The sequence below is a fragment of the Janthinobacterium breve genome, assembly GCF_051380895.1.
Classification (GTDB): domain Bacteria; phylum Pseudomonadota; class Gammaproteobacteria; order Burkholderiales; family Burkholderiaceae_D; genus Janthinobacterium.
In genome coordinates this window covers 96433-114697 of record NZ_JBNYXY010000006.1, presented here as the reverse complement: position 1 = coordinate 114697, position 18265 = coordinate 96433, and the positions used below count along the sequence as shown (strand labels likewise).

At 64.4% G+C, this 18265-nt stretch carries 17 protein-coding genes; 10 read left to right on the top strand and 7 right to left on the bottom strand.

Features of this window, described 5'->3' with window-relative positions; genetic code table 11:
* Nucleotides 1-33: 33 nt before the first annotated feature.
* From lipP1 to ACQ4W0_RS12970, 3 genes are read right to left on the bottom strand one after another with little or no spacing between them, the layout of a single operon-like run.
* Nucleotides 34-963 carry a LipP1 family hormone-sensitive lipase gene (lipP1, locus tag ACQ4W0_RS12980; protein ID WP_436577087.1) on the bottom strand — a complete coding sequence of 310 codons (930 nt, stop codon included), beginning with the start codon at nucleotides 961-963 and terminating at the stop codon, nucleotides 34-36.
* Entirely contained in the window at nucleotides 960-1826 is an 867-nt protein-coding gene (locus ACQ4W0_RS12975) for an alpha/beta fold hydrolase (RefSeq protein WP_436577086.1), read from the bottom strand. Before ACQ4W0_RS12975 ends, lipP1 begins: the two co-directional genes overlap by 4 nt.
* A gap of 27 nt (nucleotides 1827-1853) precedes the next feature.
* On the bottom strand, nucleotides 1854-2915 hold the full coding sequence (locus ACQ4W0_RS12970; protein ID WP_436577085.1) for a sugar phosphate isomerase/epimerase family protein: 1062 nt from the start codon (nucleotides 2913-2915) through the stop codon (nucleotides 1854-1856).
* A 140-nt stretch (nucleotides 2916-3055) separates the two neighbouring features.
* Here ACQ4W0_RS12970 and ACQ4W0_RS12965 point away from each other — a divergent pair, with 140 nt between their 5' ends.
* Nucleotides 3056-3652 (top strand): TetR/AcrR family transcriptional regulator, encoded by a 597-nt coding sequence (locus tag ACQ4W0_RS12965; protein WP_436577084.1) that lies wholly within the window; start codon nucleotides 3056-3058, stop codon nucleotides 3650-3652.
* Nucleotides 3653-3666: 14 nt separating this feature from the next.
* Here the strand turns inward: ACQ4W0_RS12965 and ACQ4W0_RS12960 are convergent, their stop codons facing one another.
* Nucleotides 3667-4038, bottom strand: coding sequence for a flagellar basal body protein (locus ACQ4W0_RS12960; protein ID WP_436577083.1), 372 nt, complete (start codon nucleotides 4036-4038; stop codon nucleotides 3667-3669).
* 263 nt (nucleotides 4039-4301) lie between these two features.
* On the opposite strand from ACQ4W0_RS12960, the gene ACQ4W0_RS12955 reads away from it, so the two are divergent.
* The 4 genes from ACQ4W0_RS12955 (at nucleotide 4302) to ACQ4W0_RS12940 (ending at nucleotide 8699) form a co-directional block, all read left to right on the top strand.
* A complete protein-coding gene (locus ACQ4W0_RS12955) occupies nucleotides 4302-5384 on the top strand; it encodes a dienelactone hydrolase family protein (RefSeq protein WP_436577082.1) in 1083 nt (360 codons plus the stop codon).
* A 112-nt stretch (nucleotides 5385-5496) separates the two neighbouring features.
* Complete coding sequence (locus tag ACQ4W0_RS12950) at nucleotides 5497-6972, top strand: NYN domain-containing protein (RefSeq protein WP_436577081.1); 1476 nt, start codon at nucleotides 5497-5499, stop codon at nucleotides 6970-6972.
* Between the two features lie 136 nt (nucleotides 6973-7108).
* Entirely contained in the window at nucleotides 7109-7726 is a 618-nt protein-coding gene (gene trhA, locus ACQ4W0_RS12945; RefSeq protein WP_436577080.1) for a PAQR family membrane homeostasis protein TrhA, read from the top strand.
* Nucleotides 7727-7817: 91 nt separating this feature from the next.
* Nucleotides 7818-8699 (top strand): LysR substrate-binding domain-containing protein, encoded by an 882-nt coding sequence (locus ACQ4W0_RS12940; RefSeq protein ID WP_436577079.1) that lies wholly within the window; start codon nucleotides 7818-7820, stop codon nucleotides 8697-8699.
* On the opposite strand, the gene ACQ4W0_RS12935 is transcribed toward ACQ4W0_RS12940, so the two are convergent.
* Together ACQ4W0_RS12935 and ACQ4W0_RS12930 are read right to left on the bottom strand one after the other, a co-directional pair.
* Complete coding sequence (locus ACQ4W0_RS12935; protein WP_436577078.1) at nucleotides 8696-11572, bottom strand: bifunctional diguanylate cyclase/phosphodiesterase; 2877 nt, start codon at nucleotides 11570-11572, stop codon at nucleotides 8696-8698. The genes ACQ4W0_RS12940 and ACQ4W0_RS12935 overlap by 4 nt on opposite strands.
* Before the next feature lie 154 nt (nucleotides 11573-11726).
* On the bottom strand, nucleotides 11727-12497 hold the full coding sequence (locus ACQ4W0_RS12930; protein ID WP_436577077.1) for a spermine/spermidine synthase domain-containing protein: 771 nt from the start codon (nucleotides 12495-12497) through the stop codon (nucleotides 11727-11729).
* 153 nt (nucleotides 12498-12650) lie between these two features.
* On the opposite strand from ACQ4W0_RS12930, the gene ACQ4W0_RS12925 reads away from it, so the two are divergent.
* Together ACQ4W0_RS12925 and ACQ4W0_RS12920 are read left to right on the top strand one after the other, a co-directional pair.
* Nucleotides 12651-12926: a hypothetical protein gene (locus ACQ4W0_RS12925; protein ID WP_436577076.1), complete on the top strand. Its 276-nt coding sequence runs from the start codon at nucleotides 12651-12653 to the stop codon at nucleotides 12924-12926.
* A gap of 37 nt (nucleotides 12927-12963) precedes the next feature.
* Nucleotides 12964-14115 (top strand): GGDEF domain-containing protein, encoded by a 1152-nt coding sequence (locus tag ACQ4W0_RS12920; protein WP_436577075.1) that lies wholly within the window; start codon nucleotides 12964-12966, stop codon nucleotides 14113-14115.
* A gap of 6 nt (nucleotides 14116-14121) precedes the next feature.
* Here ACQ4W0_RS12920 and ACQ4W0_RS12915 read toward each other — a convergent pair whose 3' ends face one another.
* Nucleotides 14122-14490: a hypothetical protein gene (locus ACQ4W0_RS12915; protein WP_436577074.1), complete on the bottom strand. Its 369-nt coding sequence runs from the start codon at nucleotides 14488-14490 to the stop codon at nucleotides 14122-14124.
* 283 nt (nucleotides 14491-14773) lie between these two features.
* Between ACQ4W0_RS12915 and ACQ4W0_RS12910 the strand changes: the two genes are divergently transcribed.
* The 3 genes from ACQ4W0_RS12910 (at nucleotide 14774) to ACQ4W0_RS12900 (ending at nucleotide 18243) form a co-directional block, all read left to right on the top strand.
* A complete protein-coding gene (locus ACQ4W0_RS12910) occupies nucleotides 14774-15856 on the top strand; it encodes a calcium:cation antiporter (protein WP_436577073.1) in 1083 nt (360 codons plus the stop codon).
* A 164-nt stretch (nucleotides 15857-16020) separates the two neighbouring features.
* Entirely contained in the window at nucleotides 16021-17478 is a 1458-nt protein-coding gene (locus ACQ4W0_RS12905) for a Ppx/GppA phosphatase family protein (protein WP_436577350.1), read from the top strand.
* A 93-nt stretch (nucleotides 17479-17571) separates the two neighbouring features.
* Entirely contained in the window at nucleotides 17572-18243 is a 672-nt protein-coding gene (locus ACQ4W0_RS12900; protein ID WP_436577072.1) for a hypothetical protein, read from the top strand.
* Nucleotides 18244-18265: the final 22 nt, after the last annotated feature.

Below are 18265 nucleotides of genomic sequence, written 5' to 3'. Positions count from 1 at the left end.
CCGCCGTGGAGCCATCCCCGGCGGCGGTTTTTTTTACGTTCCCAGCGCCTGCCGCATGGCCTGGCCCGCCACCTCGAACAGGCCCCGCGCCGCTGGCGTCAGGCCCAGCATGTGCATCGATGCATGGATCATGCCGTCGAGCTGTACGCATTGCGCCGCCACGCCGTCATCGCGCAAACGCCGCGCATACGCCGCGCCTTCGTCATGCAGCGGATCGAATTCGCACACCAGCACGGTCGCCGGCGGCAAGTCCTTGAGCGACGCGGCCCGCAGGGGCGCCGCGTAGGGATGCGCGCCGTCGGCCGGCTCGTTCAGGTACGCCGACCAGCAAAAGCGCATGGCTTCGCGCGTCAGCGAATGACCATCCGCATAGCGCTGGTAGGACGGCGTGTCGAAGGCAAAATCGAGCGCCGGGTACAGCAGCAGCTGGTGCGCCAGCGCGGGGCCGGCCTGGTCGCGCGCCATCAGTGCCGCTGCCGCGGCCAGGTTGCCGCCCGCACTGTCGCCACCCACGGCCAGGCGCTTCACGTCGATGCCCAGCGCCGCCCCATGCTGGGCGACCCAGCACAGCGCCGCGTAAAAGTCGTCCAGCGGCACGGGGAACTTGTGCTCGGGCGCCAGCCGGTAGTTGACGGAAAAAATCACGCAGCCGGTGGCGTTGGCCAGCGCGCGGCACGGATTGTCGTACAGGTCCAGCGAACACAGGCACCAGCCGCCGCCATGCGCGAAGACGATGGCGGGCAGAGGCTTGCCCGTATCCACACCAGCCGGTACGTAGGCGCGCACGGTCAGCGCATGTTCGCCCGGCAGCACGTAATCCTTAATCGAGGCGACGTCTTCCAATGGCCCGTGCAGCTGGCGCAGCCCCGTTTCCGTGGCGGCGCGCAGCTCTGCCAGCGAGGCGGGCGGCGGCGCATCGTTTGCCTGTGCCAGGAAAGCCGCTACTTGCGGGTCCAGGCTCATGCCGGCTCTCCCGCCAGGAAGGGCAGCAGGTGGGCGATGAACGCTTCCGGCTGTTCTTCCATGATGAAGTGGCCGCATTCGGCGACGATGGCGCCTTGCAAAATGTCGGCCTTGCCCTGCATGGTCAGCAGGGGCGCGTCATTCGTCGCGTGGTCGGCGCCGATGGCCATCACGGGCATCGGCAGGCTGTGTTTTGCCCGCTCCAGGTTTTGCCGGATGGTTTCGGGAATGGCGCGGTAGTAGGCGAAGCCCGCGCGCAGGGCGCCCGGCGTGGCGTAGGCGTCCGCATACACGTCGACGGCCACCTTGTCGCGGCGGTACGACCAGCGGTCGAAAATGAAGCGGATGTATTCGCGTTCCTTGCCCGCCGTGAGCATTTCCGGCAAATCGAGCACCTGGTTGAACATGAAATGCCACAGGAAGATGTTGTCGGACGGCGCCACGAAGATGGGCGGCGCCGGCGCCAGACCGGGAATGACGGCTTCCGTCAGCGCCAGTTTCGTCACGGCCTGCGGGAAATCGCTGGCCAGCGCATAGCCCACCCACATGCCGATATCGTGTCCTACCACATCGTACTGCGCGTGGCCCAGGGCCAGCATGGCGCGGTGCAGGGTGGCGGCAATGGCGCCCGTGTCGTAGCCATCGGCCGGGCGGCTGGAGTGGCCGCTGCCTGGCGGGTCGATGGCGATGGCCTGGTAACCATTGGCTGCCAGGGCTGCCATCACGTGGCGCCAGGCATACCAGGTCTGCGGCCAGCCGGGGATCAGGAGCACGGGTTTGCCTTCGCCGGCAATCACGCAATGCAGGCGCTGGCCGTCGATGCGCACATAGTCGTGGGTGTAGTTGTCTTCATGTTGATGCATGGTGAGTCCTTGTATTGATACAGTTGATCAGTTGTGCCCGATGCCGAGCAGGGTGTTGATTTGCTGCGCGCTGACGGGGGCGCCGGCGAAGTCGTCGAAGATCTTGCCGGTCACGGGAATGATGTGGGCATTGATGAAGGTCACGCCTTCGCGCGCACCCACCTCCTGATCCTTCAGGCAGCATTCCCATTCCAGCGTGGCCCAGCCCGCGTAGTCGTTCTGTGCCATCTTCGAAAAGATCGCCTTGAAATCGACCTGGCCATCACCCAGCGAGCGGAAACGCCCGGCGCGGTTTTCCCACGACTGGTAGCCGCCGTAAATGCCTTGCCGTCCCGTCGGATTGAACTCCGCATCCTTCACATGGAACATGCGGATATGGTCCTTGTAGATATCGATGAATTCCAGGTAGTTCAGCTGCTGCAGCACGAAGTGGCTGGGGTCGAACAGCATCTTGCAGCGCGGATGGCGGCCCACGCGTTCATAAAACATCTCGAAGCTGATGCCGTCATGCAGGTCTTCGCTGGGGTGGATTTCGTAGCACAGGTTGACGCCCTGTTCCTCGCACACGTCGAGGATGGGCAGCCAGCGGCGCGCCAGTTCGTCGAAGGCCGTTTCGATCAGGCCGGGCGGGCGCTGCGGGAACGGGAACAGATATGGCCAGGCGAACGAGCCGGAAAACGTGCCCATTTCCGTCAGGCCCAGGCGCTTCGAGGCCATGGCCGCCAGCTTGACCTGCTCGATGGCCCACTCGGTGCGCGCCGCCGGCTGGCCATGCAGGTGGGCTGGCGCGAAGCTGTCGCACAGCGCGTCGTAGGCCGGATGCACGGCTACCAGCTGGCCGAAGATGTGCGTCGTCAGTTCGCTGATGACCAGGCCATGGCCGGCCAGCATGGCGACCAGCTCGTCGCAATATTGCTGGCTGTGGGCGGCCTGCGCCACGTCGAACAGGCGCGCATCCCAGGCGGGAATCTGCAGGGCCTTGAAGCCCATGCCGGCCGCCCACTCGGCGATGGCAGGCAGGGTGTTGAAGGGCGCCGTATCGGCGGCGAATTGTGCCAGGTGCAGGCTGGGTCCTTGGATGGTTTTCATATCGGCTCCTATTATTTGTCGATCGACAAAGAATAGGCGAAATTGTTGGCGCGGTCAAGCCATCAATGCGAAATAAATCGGGAACGCGGCATGCGGGCCAGGCGTTATACTGGCCGCCAGATCGTAAGCAGAGGGTAAACATGGCAGGAAGACCGAGGGAATTCGACCGCGCGCTGGCGCTGGCAAAAGCGCGCGACGCATTCTGGACGCGCGGCTACGAGGGTGTGTCGATGGCTGACCTGGTGGCGGCGCTGGGCATCGCCTCGGCGCGCATCTATGCGGCGTTCGGCTCGAAGGAACAGCTGTTCCGCGAAGCCGTGGAACTGTACGAGTCGGGCGAGGGCGCGTTTGCCGTGCATGCGCTGGCCGCCAGCCTGAATGTGCGCGACGCGGTGGCGCGCATGCTGGAAGAAGCCGTGCTGCTGTACACGCGCAGCGGCCAGCCGCAAGGCTGCATGGTGGTGACTGCCGCCACGAATACGAGTGCGGAAAACGCCGGCATCGCCGACTGGCTGGCGCAACACCGCCGCGCGCGCACGCAAGCCGTCATCGAGCGCTTGCGCGCGGCGCAGCTGGCGGGAGAGTTAAAAGGGGATGCGGACGTGCAGGCGCTAGGTGATTATTATGCGGCGCTGCTGCATGGCCTGTCGGTGCAGGCGCGCGACGGCATTCCGGCCGAACGGCTGCTGGCGTTGATTCAGCCTGCCATGGCGCCGCTGGCGCTGGCTATGATGTAGATAGTCTCAGGGCTTCAAGTCTTGACGTCGATCAGGCTGCCCAAGGCCTGGTCGGCCGCCTTGACGACATTCGCCGACAGGTTGAAACCGGCCTTGTAGACCAGGTTGTCCGTCAGTTCGGATGCCAGGCCAACGCCGTTCGGCCGGCTTTCAGCCGCCTTGGCCGCATTCGCATTGGCGCCGCTGACGCTTTCACTGGCGGCCAGCTTGCGCCCTTCGACGGAGAGCGTGACGCCCGTGCCGGCCGGGCTGGCTTCCTGGAAGTTGGCCGATTGCGGCTGGAAGCCCGGCGTATTCGCATTGGCGATATTGTTGGCGGCCACATCCAGCGCGCGCTGGTTGGCGGTCAGCCCCGAGGTGCCGGTGGTGAGGGCGGATATGGACATGGCAACTCCTTCAGAATACGCCTAGTTTACTCCCGCCAGCGGGAAAAGTGGTTGATGCAAGGCAACAATTTTTTTCTGGCAGATGATTGCCACAAAAAAATAGGTGCATCACGTACATTTTCATATTGTCCTGTGGCATTTCACTGTCTAGACTGGCAGAGACGTCGTCCACGGAGTCCGCCATTTTCCATCTGCTTCGCCCCATTTTCCTGGGTTTGCTGCTCAGTCTGCCTTGCCTGCCCCTGAAAGCCCAGCCTGTCTCCTTGCCACTGCCGCTCGATGCGCGCCTGCACGAGCAGATCATCATGGTGCCGGCCGGCGACGGCTTGCGTGAGATGCTGGAAACGACGGTGTTCCGCCCCGCCGGTCCCGGTCCGTTTCCCCTGCTGTTGATGAATCACGGCAAGCAGGCCGGGCCGGCGAAACTGCAGGCGCGCGAGCGCTTCATCTATATGGCCACCGAATTTGTGCGCCGCGGCTATGCGGTGATGCTGCCCATGCGCGCCGGCTTTGCGCGCTCCACGGGCGCCTACCGCGATGTCGGTTGCGACATGCTGGGCAATGCCCAGGGCCAGGCGCGCGACATGCTCGCCGCGCTGGCCTATGCGCGCCGCCAGAGCTGGGTCGATCCGGAACGCATCGTCGTCGCGGGGCAATCGTATGGCGGCATGGCGGCGCTGGCGCTGGCCACCCGGGTGCTGCCCGGCGTGCGCGGCGTGCTCAATTTCGCCGGCGGCCTGCGCGTCGACATGCCCGGCTGCGACTGGCAAGGAGCGCTGGCCAAGGCCTTCGCCACCCTGGGTGCCTACAACCACATTCCCAGCCTGTGGCTGTATGGCGCGAACGACTCCTATTTCGGACCCGCCCTGGCGCAGCGCCTGTTCCGCTCGTTCACGAGTTCCGGCGGGCAGGCGGAACTGGTCGCGTATGGCCCGTTCAAGCGCGACGCCCACCTGACCCTGGGCAGCCGCGATGGGGTGGCCGTGTGGCTGCCCGCCACGGAGCGCTTCCTGCAGAAAATCGGCATGCCGGTGCGGCAGGTGTATCGCGTGGCCGATGCGCCGTCTCCGCCCGCCACGCATTTCGCACTGCAGGGCGATATTGCCGCCGTGCCGTATCTGGAAGAGCAGGGGCGCGCGGCCTACCGCGTCTTCCTGGAGAAAACCGCGCCGCGCGCCTTTGCTTTGTCGGCCAGCGGCGCCTGGGGCTGGGCCGAGGAGGGCGAAAGTCCCGATGTGCGCGCGCTGGCCTCTTGCCAGCGGCGCAGCAGCATGCCGTGCCAGCTGTACTCGGTCGATGAAAGCGTGGTTTGGCCGGGCGCCAGCGCCGTCGGCGGTGCGCAATAGGCTGCCGCGCACGATAGTTGTCGCCGAAACGGGGGATGGGCGAATATACTAGGCGAAAAGGGAGGCGTTGCGCTTCCCGTCCGCCCTTATCATCCAGCGAGAATTCACCCTTATGGCGTCATCCCCAGAAAACCTCAGCATGGCCGTGTTTTGCGACTTCGAGAACGTCGCGCTCGGCGTGCGAGATGCAAATTACGAAAAATTCGATATCAAGCCCATCCTCGAACGCTTGTTGCTCAAGGGCAGTATCGTTGTCAAGAAGGCATATTGCGACTGGGACCGTTATAAAAGTTTCAAGGGCACCATGCATGAGGCGAACTTCGAGCTGATCGAAATTCCCCACGTGCGCCAGTCCGGCAAGAATTCGGCCGATATCCGCCTGGTGGTCGATGCCCTGGACCTGTGCTACACCAAGGCCCACGTGAACACCTTCGTCATCATCAGCGGCGATTCCGATTTTTCGCCGCTGGTGTCGAAGCTGCGCGAAAACGCCAAGCAGGTGATTGGCGTGGGCGTCAAGCAGTCGACCTCCGACCTGCTGGTGGCGAACTGCGACGAATTCATTTTCTACGATGACCTGGTGCGCGAAAGCCGCCGCACGGCCGCCAAGCGCGACGCGCGCGAAAGCCCGGCTGCGGTCGCCAAGCGCTCGCCCGATGAAGAGCTGCGCCGCAAGGAAAAATACGAGTCGCGCAAGACGGAAGCGATCGAAATGGCCGTCGAAACCTTCGACGCGCTGGTTTCCGAGCGCGGCGACAGCGGCAAGATCTGGGCCTCGATGCTGAAAGAAGCGATCAAGCGCCGCAAGCCCGATTTCAGCGAATCGTATTACGGTTTCCGTACCTTCGGCAATCTGCTGGAAGAGGCGCAGACGCGCGGCTTGCTGGAATTTGGCCGCGACGAGAAATCGGGTGCCTATGTCTACCGCAGCAGCGGCCTGGTGGCCATGCCGGCTGCCGTGAACGCGGATGCCGCCAGCGAGACAATCGCCAGTGGCGAGACCGGCGCGACGGCGGAAGAGGGCAACAGCCGCGAAGGCGGCAGCCGTCGCGATTCGCGCCGCAATGGTCGTGGCGGCCGCAAGCAGAACGAACAACGCCGCGGTGAAGCACCGCAGGCCTTCGTGCCGGTGGCCGAGGCCGAATCTGCCGTCGCCGTCATCGAGCAGTATGCGCCGGCGGCGCAGCCGGAGGTCGTGCACGAGGTGGCCGAAGAGGGCAACGCCAAGCGCGGTTCGCGCCGCAATGGTCGTGGTGGCCGCAAGAATGGCGATGGCGCGCGTGAAGCACGCGTGGAGGCCGTCGAGGTGGCGCCAGCTGCGCCTGTGCCAGTGTCCGAGCCAGTAGCCGAGGTGGTCGCGGAAACGGTCGCCGAAGCGAAACCCAAGGCCAAGCCGCGCACGCCGGCCCGCAAGGCGGCAGCATCGAAAAAGCCGGCCAGGAAGGCGGTTGACACCGTGCCGGAAGCGGCGCCTGTCGTCGTAGCGGCACCGGTGGAAGTGGCTGTCGTGGCGGAAGACAAGCCGGCCAAGGCGCCGCGCAAGACCCCGGCGCGCCGTCCCGCGCGCAAGAAGGCCGAAGAAGCTTGATAGTCTGAGCAGCAATAAGCGGGGCGGCAATCGCATGCGCCCCGGCTTTTCCAGGCCCTGCCTTGCGCAAAGCGCGCACCCCGATCTCCCCAAGCGTGTACGATGAGCCTGTTTTTAACGCAGCGGGCGGTCTAGCATGTACCACGGTGAACGGTTCAACAGCATTTCCCATACGGTGGGCGCCGCGCTGGCGGCCATCGGCGGCGTCATCCTGATTGTCGCGGCGGCCCGCACGGGCGACCCATGGAAAATCGTCAGCTGCAGCGTGTATGCGGCCATGCTGCTGACCCTGTACCTCACTTCCACCCTGTACCACAGCGTGCGCGGCAAGGCCAAGGCCGTGCTGCAGCGGCTCGACCACTGCGCCATCTACCTGCTCATCGCGGGAACCTACACGCCCTTCATGCTGGTGACCCTGCGCGGGCCGTGGGGCTGGTCGCTGTTCGGCGTCGTCTGGGGCCTGGCCCTGCTTGGCATCGTGCAGGAATATGTGTACGCGAAAGGCGCGCGCATCCTGTCGCTGGTGATTTACGTGGCCATGGGCTGGCTGGTCGTCATCGGCATCAAACCGCTGCTGGCGGCGCTCGAGTGGAACGGCTTCCTGTGGCTGGTGGCAGGCGGCTTGTGCTATACGGGCGGCATCGTCTTTTACGCCACCGACCACAAGCTGCGCCATGGCCACGGCATCTGGCACCTGTTCGTGCTGGCCGGCAGTAGCTGCCATTTTATCGCCATTTTGTTCTACGTTGCCTGACGTTGCCTGCTGCCGTCACTGTTGCCATGATTCCATTATAATGGCGCGATATGTGAAAATCGAGCAACAATGCGGCAATAATAAGGCAACAATGGATATCAATTCGGACGACCTGAAAATCTTCGTCACCGTCATCGACAGCGGCACCCTGAGCGCGGCCGCCGTGCACCTGGGACAAACCACCTCGGGCGTCAGCCGCGCCCTGTCGCGCCTGGAAGACAAGCTGGCCACGTCGCTGCTGACGCGCACCACGCGGCGCATGGAGCTGACGGAAGAAGGGCAGCTGTTCCTGGACAAGGCGCGCGCCATCCTCGCCTCGATGGAGGATGTGGAGGAATCGATCCGCATCCGCCGCCAGAAGCCGGCCGGGCGGCTGTCCGTCGATGCCGCCTCGCCCTTCATGCTGCATTGCGTGGTGCCCCACGTGGCGGAATTTCGCGCCATGTACCCGGACATCCGCCTGGAGCTGACCAGCAACGACCAGATCGCCGACCTGCTCGAGCACCGCACCGATATCGCCATCCGCATCGGCGCCCTGGTCGACTCGACCCTGCATGCGCGCCCGCTCAGTGCCAGCCCTTTGCATGTGCTGGCCACGCCCGCCTACCTGGCGCGCCACGGCGTGCCCGACACGCCGGAAGCGCTGTCCGGTCATGCGCTGCTGGGTTTTGCGCAATATGAGCTGGGCAATCAATGGCCGCTGCGCCACGCTGCCGGCAACAGCCTGCAGATTGTGCCTGCGCTGGCCGCTTCCAGCGGCGAAACCCTGCGCCAGTTGGCGCTGCACGACCAGGGCATCGTCTGCCTGTCCGACTTCATGACGAGGGACGACATCGCCGCCGGCCGCCTGGTGAAGGTGTTGCAGCCGTTCTACACGGGCTACCGCCAGCAGATCCACGCCGTGTATTACCGCAACACGCAGCTGGCGCAGCGTATCAGCTGTTTTCTGGAATTCCTGCAGCAGAAGCTTTAGGCCGTCACGCCCGTTTCCGCCCGCAGCAGCGCTTCCACCTCGTGCGCGGGCAGCGGGTGGCTGAAGTAATAGCCTTGTGCTTCGTCGCAGCCGTGCTGGCGCAGGTAGTCCAGCTGTTCCGCCGTTTCCACGCCTTCGGCCACCACGCGCAGCTTCAAATTGTGCGCCAGGGCGATGATGGAGACGACGATGGCGGCATCGTCCGCGTCGCGCGCCACGTCGCCCACGAAACTGCGGTCGATCTTCAGCACGTCGATGGGGAAGGTGCGCAGGTAGGCGAAGCTGGAATAGCCGGTGCCGAAGTCGTCGATCGACAGCTGCACCCCCAGTGCCTTCATGTCGTGCAGCTGGCTGACGGCCAGTGCCACGTCGTGCATGAACAGGCTCTCCGTCAGCTCCAGTTCCAGGCAGGCGGGCGGCAGGCCCGTCTCGGCCAGTACTTCGGCTATCGAGGCGACCAGGTTCGGCTCGTTGAACTGGCGCGCCGACAGGTTCACGGCCAGGCGCAGCAGGCCCAGCCCAGCCGCATGCCAGGCTTGCATCTGCGCGCATGCCTGCCGCATGACCCACGCGCCGATCGGCACGATCAGGCCCGTATCCTCGGCCAGCGCGATGAAGCGCTGCGGCGCTACCATGCCCAGGTCCGGGTGCTGCCAGCGCAGCAGCGCTTCCACGCCGACGATGCGCCCGCTGGCCAGGTCCAGCTGCGGCTGGTAATGCAGCACGAACTGTTCGCGCTCCAGTGCGTTGCGCAGCGCCGTCTCGATGCGCAGGCGCTCCAGCGTGGCCTGGTTCATGGCCGTCGTGTAGAACTTGATGTTGTTGCGGCCCTGTTTCTTGGCGCAGTACATGGCGATGTCGGCCTGTTCGATCAGGTTCTGCGTCTCGCCATTCAAGGTCACGTCGCCGGGGGCGTCGTAGCGCGACATGTCGTAGACGGCCACGCCGATGCTGCAGGTGACGAAGAATTCCTTGCCGTCGAGCAATACCGGCTGGGCCACGGCATCCATCAGGCGCTGCACGATGGCGCCGCTGAGCACTTCGTCGGCCTGTTCGCCCAGGATGGCGACGAATTCATCGCCGGACAGGCGCGCCACCGTGTCGCTTTCGCGCAGGCTGGCCTGCAGGCGCGTGGCAATGGTTTTCAACAGCAGGTCGCCAGCCTTGTGACCCAGGCTGTCGTTGACGAACTTGAAACGGTCGAGGTCGATCAACAGCACCCACAGCGCGCGGTTCTTGCGGCGCGACAGGGCCATCGCTTGCGCCAGGCGGTCGCGCAGCAGGGCGCGGTTCGGCAAGCCCGTCAGCACGTCGTGGTGGGCGATGTGCTGGATTTGCTGCTCTGCCAGCTTGCGTTCCGTGATTTCGGACCCCGTGCCCCGGTAGCCGCGAAATTCGCCCAGTTCGTTGAACAGCGGTTCGCCGTTGATGCTGAACCAGCGCAGCTGGCCATCGCGGTCTTTCATCGCATATTCGAGGTTGGAAAAGGGCAGGTGCGCTTCCAGGTTGGCGATGTGCTGCTTGCCCCAGCGCGAATTGCGCATCTCCGGGTTGTTGTCCCAGCGCGTCATGCCGATGAAGCGTTCCAGCGGCATGTTCGACTTGTCCGTAAAACCGCTGGTGATATGGGTGAAGCAGAAGTTGGCATCCTGTTCCCAGTACCAGTCCGAGGACAGGGCCAGCAGGCGGCGGAAGCGTTTTTCGCTTTCCTGCAAGGCGCGCTCCGTGCGCTGGCGCGCCCGCACGTCGGCGCTGAGCAGTTCATTGCTGCGCTTGAGGTCGGCCGTGCGCTGCTCCACCAGCAGCTGCACGCGGCGCGAGCGCTGCGTCAGCGATTGCACGAAGGCGGCCGTCAGCACGCTGAACAGCAAGCCCGTGATCAGGGTGAACAATGAACCCAGGTGGTCGGCCAGGAAGGGGCGCGGATGGGCCACCACGCGTACATGCCAGGGCCGGCCGGCGGAAGAAAAGGCCCGGTCATAATGGCTGTGGTACGCAAAGTGCAGCCAGCGTGGCAGCGACTCCCAGGCGCCGCCCGCTTCGTCGGCAGGGGGCTGGCCATGCTGGAAGATCAGTTGGCGCGGGTCGGCACTGGCGTCGGCGTAGACGCTGAGTTCAAGCTGTGGGTCACCCAGCAGGTCGGCGCCGGCAAGGATTTTCTGCACCAGTTCCCCGGCGCGGATGATGGCCGCCGTATCGCCGATCAGCGCCGCGCGCCGCTGCTGCACCGTCTGCAGCGGCATGCCGTGGCGGTACACGGGGCGCAGGATGACGAAGCCCTGCTGCGGTCCCTGCGCCAGGGCCAGCAGGCCGGTGGCGGTGGTCTGGCCGCTGATGATGGCCTTTTCCAGCGCGCGCGCCAGCAAGCCGTTCGGGCTGACGTTCAGGCCGAAGGCGGGGCGGTTGCCCTGTAACGGTACGAGGTAGTCCACCACCAGGTAGCTGGCGCGCGTTGTCGCGGGCACGACGACGCCGTCGCGCATCTCCGTCATGGCGTAATCGGGCGCGATGCGCCGCAGCTCGGCTTCGAAGGCCGCGCGCTGCGCATGCGGCACGATGCGGTGGAAATTGAAGGCCTGGATGAAAGGGTGGCGCTGCAGCAGCGGCGTGGTGAAGTCGTGGAACTGCGCGCGCGTGACGGGCACGACGGCGGAAAACAGCTGGTTCGTCGTGGTCAGCACCTCGACCGCGTCGTCGAGACCCTGCTCGATGGCGGCCACGCGCGCGCCGGCGCGCTGCTGCAGGCTCAGGCTCATCTTGTCGTATTCGAGCTGGCTGATGGCGGCGAACAGCACGGCAGTGATGCTGACGCCGCAGGCAAAGGTCAGCGCGGCCGCGGCAGAAATCGACAATGGCAGGCGGCCACGCAGCATGGTTTTTCCTATCTCACTTCATGGATACTTGGATTCGGTGGCGCCTGCCGGCCCCACGCAGGCCGTAGTTTGTCATAAACTACATCGATCATGCTGATTTTGCACCAAATTACTGCCAATAAGCAACAACATCCATGGCCGGGAAAGACGACTTTCAGTCGCTGCGTGCGCCTGACTGCCGGCGCACACGCCACAGCTGCCATGCGGGCAGCAAGCGGTTCAGGAAGGCCAGGCCGCACACCCGCCGCCAGCGCACCAGGCGCACGACGCGCAGGGCACGGCCTGCCCCGAGCTTGTCTGGCCTGGCGGCGAAGATGATGCGGTTGTTGCCGGCGATGCCATCGAAGTGGCACACGGCGCCGCGGAAGGTGATCAGCAGGCGCGCGAGCATGGCGGAGTAGTGCTCGTCATAACTGAACAGGTTGGCCACCAGCACGCCACCGGGCAGCAGGGTGCGCAGGCAATCCGCATAGAAGCGCGCGCTGCCCAGTGCGGGCGGCAGGCCCGTTTCGTCGTAGCCATCGAGCAGCAGCACGTCGGCGCAGCCCGGATGCTGGCGGATATAGCTGACGGCGTCCGTCTCGATGATGCGCAGGCGCGCGTCGTCGGGTGGCAGCATGAACTGCTCGCGCAGTGCGATCACGTCGGCGCGCAATTCCAGCACCGTGATGCGGGTGTCGGGCAGGTGGCGGTGGCAGAACTTCAGCAGCGAGCCGCCGCCCAGTCCCACCATCAGGATGTGCCGGGGACGCGGCACGAACAGGGTGACGCACATCATGGCGCGCGCATAGCGCAGCAGCAGATGGTCGGGGCGCGACAGCAGCATTTCGCTCTGGATCATGCCTGGCTGGAATTCCAGGCGGCGCCGGTCGCCGCAGGTATGCACCTGGGGCGCGCGTACGGCAGGTAATTTGCTATCCGACATAGGACGACTTCGCTGAGTGGACTGGGGGGAGATGCTTTGTTGCATTCAGAGAAATCTGATAAGCTCCCGTGAGCATACCCGATTAATCCGCGCCGAGCATGTGTAATGGCACGCGGCGGCACGGCCGCGCAGTCGGGCACCATGGAGACAAGCATGTTTTTGGATCACCCCATCATTACGGCGACGAACAGTTTTACCGAGCCTGACCGCATCGAGCGGCTGACGCGCGTGTATGGTTACACGGCGGCGCTGGCCGACGTGGCCGACAATGTCGGATTCATTGAAAAAGTGGCGCAGATCCACGATCACAAGGGCACCCTCATCGTCTTCTGGCACGAGGCGCCCAGCGAAGTGGAAAAGCAGTATTTCGTGCAGGCGTGGGCCAGCAAGGTCGGCGACGGCAGCACCAATGTCGAACACGAAATCTGACCAGGCGCGTCGCGCCTGCGCATCGATAGCGTAGCCCATGGATATCAAGACCCTGGTACTGGCCCTGGCACTCGGCAACCTGAGTCTGTGCGCGGCCCTGTTCTTCTTCGAGTACGAGCGCAAGAAGTCGCTCAGCATGTCTACCTGGGCGGTAGCCAAGCAATGCCAGGCCGTGGCCTGGTGTTTGCTATATTTCCGCGGCGTGCTGCCCGATGTACTGTCCATTTTTCTTGGCAACAGCCTGCTGTTTGCAGGCATGGCGCTCGACGCGGGCGCGCTGTGGCAGGCGGCCGGACGCAGCGGCTGGCGCCGCACCATGCTGCCGGCGCTGGGCCTGTCGGTGGCGCTGTTTGCCGCCTGTTATCTGTTCGACGTGGCGCCGCTGCTGCGCAGCGCCGGCGGCTCGCTGATCGTGGCCGGCTTTTTCCTCGCCGGCGTGGCCGCGCTGTGCCTCAAATGGCGCGAGGCAAGCATGTTGCGCCGTTTTCTCGTCGTCAGTATGGGCATACTATCGCTGCTGATCGCCGCGCGCGGCGTGCTCGCAGCCGCCGTCCCCGGCTTTGACGCCGAGCTGCTGCAACTGGCCGGTTTTGGCGCCCTGTACCTGATGATGCTGACGAACGCTTTCGGCTACCTGCTGCTGTCGCGTGAGAAACTGGGCGGCGAACTGGCGCGCCTGGAAGTGCTCGACGCGGCCACGGGCGTGCCGAACCGGCGTGGTTTTTACCAGGCGCTGGCGCCGTGGATGGCCCTGGCTCGCCGGCCCGGCTTGCCGACGGCGCTGGTGGTACTCAATATCGACCATTTCAAGCGCGTCAACGACAGCTATGGGCATCCGGTGGGCGATGCGGTACTGAAAACCATCGTCGACACTTGCCGCCAGCAACTGCGCGACAGCGACCTGATGGGTCGCCTGGGTGGCGCCGAATTCGCCATCCAGCTGCCGCGCACGACCCTGGCCGATGCGCTGATGGTGGCCGAGCGCATCCGCGCCGCCGTCGAAGTGCTGCCCGTCAAGACGGAGCGCGCCGTGCTGCAGCTGACGGCCAGCCTGGGCGTGACCACCATCCGCGCCGAAGACAGCACCGTCAGCCTGTTCAAGCGGGCCGACGAGGCGCTGCAGGCGGCCAAGCAGGCAGGGCGCAACAGGGTGGTCGAGGCGCAGGGCGCCAGCACGCTGGACGTTTAAGCCAGCTTACTTCTTGCGCGAGCCCAGCCAGCTGGGCTCCTTGCTGCATTCCTTGCTCAAGAACAAGGCATCGAGGCCGGGATCGCAGCGCCTGTCAGGGGCCTTCATCGGCTCCACACTCAACCATTCACTCCTGGGCAGGATCTTTTCTTCGCGTGGTGCCACGGGCGGCGCAGGCGGCAGGCTGTCTTGCCACCTGGGCGCGGCGGCAGGCGCAGGCGGGGTGGCCCAGTTTGAATCAATATGTGCTTGCGGTGTGCCCGCGTTTGCGGCCGTGTCCTCGCGCGGCGCCTGCGTGCTTGCCTGTGCTGCGGCGCATAGCAAGCTGCCCGCGAAGACGAAGGTGCGCATGGCTGCGCTGTTTACTGAAATCATGGTTTCTCCTTGATCGTTGCCGTGAAGGTGGATCCAGTAGTATGACGGCCGCAGGAAGCAAAAAGACAAGGAAATTGCAACGGCATGTTACCAAAGGGACTATAGTTACTGGTAGTAAGTAGGTACATTGCAGCAAGGTGGTCGAGGCGCGGAGCGCCGGCATCCGAACGTGTGCATTCCCTAACTTTCATTTAAGCTAAGCAAGTTATGCTATGGAGCGCACGCCAGGCTCGCCTTTGCTGTCCGCACCGCACCCCTCTTTTTTACTCTTGCCAGGCCCATAATGAAAATGCTCAAATCCCTGCCTGTATGGCCGCTTGCCGCCCCCCTTGCCGGCTGGTTGTTCCTGTTCGGTTCCACCTTCAATGTTGGCGGCGCCTACCAGATATTGCTGGTGGCTGGCCTGATCGGCAGCGTGCTGGCCGCCGTGTACCACGCGGAAGTGGTGGCGCACCGCATCGGCGAACCGTATGGCACCCTGGTGCTGGCGCTGGCCGTGACCCTGATCGAGGTGGCGCTGATCGTCTCGCTGATGCTGGCCGGCGGACCGGAAACGACGGGACTGGCGCGCGACACCGTGTTTGCTGCCATCATGATCATTTTGAACGGCATCGTCGGCATCTGCCTGCTGCTGGGCGCCGGGCGCCACCGGGAGCAGAGCTTCGGCCTGCTGGGCGTGAGCGCGTCACTGGCCACCCTGGCGGCCATCGCCATCCTGACGCTGGTGCTGCCGAATTACACCTCCAGCGCCGCCGGACCATATTACAACTCCAGCCAGCTCATTTTCATCGCCGTCATCTCCCTGGTCCTGTACGGCACCTTCGTGCTGGTGCAGACGGTGCGTCACCGCGACTACTTCCTGCCCAAGGAAGCCGTCGGCGACGAAGAGGTGCATGCGGCGCCGCCGACGCCCACCGTCGCCTGGGTCAGCGCCGGCGCGCTGCTGGTGTGCCTGGGCGCCGTGGTGCTGCTGGCCAAGTCGCTGGCGCCCGCGCTGGAGACGGCGATTGCCGCCATGGGTGCGCCGAAAACCCTGGTCGGCATCGTCATCGCTGCTATCGTGCTGCTGCCCGAAGGCCTGGCCGCCGTGCGGGCCGCGCGCGCCAACCGCTTGCAAACCAGCTTGAACCTGGCGCTCGGTTCCGCACTGGCCAGCATCGGCCTGACGATACCCGCCGTGGTGGTGGTGTCGCTGGCCACGGGCCTGACGATTACGCTGGGACTCGATATCAAGTCGACAGTGCTGCTGCTGCTGTCGCTGATGGTGGCCACACTGTCGCTGGGTACGGGCCGCACCACGGTGATGCAGGGCACGGTGCACCTGGTGATTTTTGCTGTCTATTTGTTTACCACCATCGTGCCTTAAACGTCGTCGCCGCGCGACTTCTTGTCACAATCCTGTCACGCCGCTGTCATACGATGGGGGTAGTGTGGTAGGATTTTTAAATCGTTTAAATGATTTATATAGTTTAGCAACTGATTTTGCCAACTTTTTCAGTTGGTACAGCAATGACAAGACAAGAGGCCAGTATGTATGCAGCGGTGGACCTGGGGTCCAACAGTTTTCGTTTACACGTCGGCAAGCATGATGGCGACACCATACGCGTGGTCAAGAGCGTGCGCGACCCGATCCGCCTGGCCGCCGGCCTGGACGCCAATGGCGACCTGACCGAGGCGGCCATGCAGGGGGCGCTGGCCTGTTTGCAGCGCTTTCGCGCCATCCTCGCCGGCTTCGAGCTCGAAGCCGTGCGCGTGGTGGCCACGTCGGCCATGCGCGTGGCGCGCAACGGCGCCGTCTTCCTGCCGCTGGCCGAGCAAGCCATCGGCTACCCGATCGAGATCATCTCGGGCGAGGAAGAGGGACGCTTGATCTACATGGGCGTGGCCAATGCGCTGGCCATCCCTGGCGAACGCCGGCTGGTGATGGATATCGGCGGCGGCTCGACCGAACTGATACTGGGGCGTGGCAGCGATATCGAGCGGGTCGAATCGTTCAGTCTGGGCACCGTCAAGCAAAGCCTGTCGTTCTTCATCGGCGGGCGCATCGACGCGCCGTCGTTCGAGGCGGCCATCCTCTCGGCGCGCAGCCATTTCGAGGATGGCGCGCCACCATTCGGTCCGCAGCACTGGAAGACGGCCTACGGCTCTTCCGGCACCATCCGCACGATCGCCGACATCATCGCCCGCAACAAGCTCGGTGATGGCTTGCTCACCAGCGCCAGTCTCGATGCGCTGGCGCGGCGCTTCATCGAGCTGGGCCACACCAGCCGCATCGACATGCCCGGCCTGCGCCCCGACCGCGCCAGCACCATTGTCGGCGGCCTGGCCATCTTGATCGGCCTGTTCCGCGAACTGGCCATTCCCCTCATGACGCCGATCGAGGCAGGCTTGCGCATGGGCGTGATGTGGGACCTGTACCTGCGTTCGACCAAGCGCGACCGCCGCGAACAGTCGGTGCAGGGCTGCATGGAGAAATTTCATATCGACCAGCAGCGCGCCGGCCGGGTGGCCGAGCAGGCACTGACCATGTACGCGCAGCTCAAGCCCACGTCCGATGTCCTGGTGAAGTGCCTGCGCTGGAGCAGCCTGCTGCACGAAGTGGGGCTGGCCGTGTCGCAGACGGGCTACCACAAGCACGCATCCTACATCGTGGAAAACGCGGACTTACCCGGTTTTACCACGCGCGAACAGAAGACCATGAGCCGTTTGATCCTGGCGCAGAAGGGCAATTTGCGCAAGATCGGCGAAGTGCTGTCCGACCCTGATTTCGCCAAGGCCGTGCTGGCGCTGCGCCTGTCGATTCTGCTCATGCATGCGCGCATCGAAGCCGATTTCAGCGAACTGCGCCTGCGCATGAAGAGCCGAATCGAGCTCGACATCAAGCGCGGCTGGGTGGCGCACCATCCCACCGTGTCGTTCTGGATCGAAAAGGAGCAGGAATTCTGGGATGAGGTCGGAGTCGATTTCACCATCCGTGCCAGCGCCTAGGAGGTCATGCAGTACGCATGGCTTGATGTGCAGCAAGCAAGATTTAAAAAAAGAGTATATATTGTTTATATTATTTATTAGATTGGAAAATCCATGACCAAAACCGTTCCAGTGAAAAAGGCCGACAGCGCGCCCGCATCGATGTTCCCCACCAGCGCCTCGATCAATGCGGCATCGGCCAAGGCCGCACCGGCCGCCAAGCCGGCGGCCAAACCGGTGGCAAAAGCCGCCGCCAAGCCAGTGGCCGCCAAGCCCGCCGCAGCGAAGCCTGTTGCCGCCAAGCCTGCCGTTGCCAAGGCGCCCGCCGCCAAACCGGCGGCCAAGGCTGTCGTGGCCAAACCAGTTGTGGCCAAGCCAGTCGCCAAAGCCGCCGCCAAACCGGCCGCCAAGGTTGCTGCGAAACCAGCCGCCAAGGCCGTCGCCAAGCCGGCAGTGAAAGCCGCCGTCAAACCGGCAGCCAAGCCGGTAGCGAAAGCGGCCGCCAAGCCGGTCGCCGCGAAAAAAGCGCCGGTCGCCAAGGTCGCTGCCGTCAAGGAAAAAGCCCGCAAGCCGAAACTGGTGCGCGACAGCTTCACCATGCCCGAAGCGGAGTATGAAGTTCTGGGCCAGGTCAAGAAAGCTTGCCTGAAGGCCGGTTTCGAGATCAAGAAAAGCGAATTGCTGCGCATCGGCGTGGCGCTGATCAGCCAGATCGACCTGGCGACCCTGCAAAACGTGCTGGCCGGCTTGCCGCAGCTGAAAACGGGCCGTCCGAAGAAGGACTGATGGCGCGAGCGGAGGGGCCGCC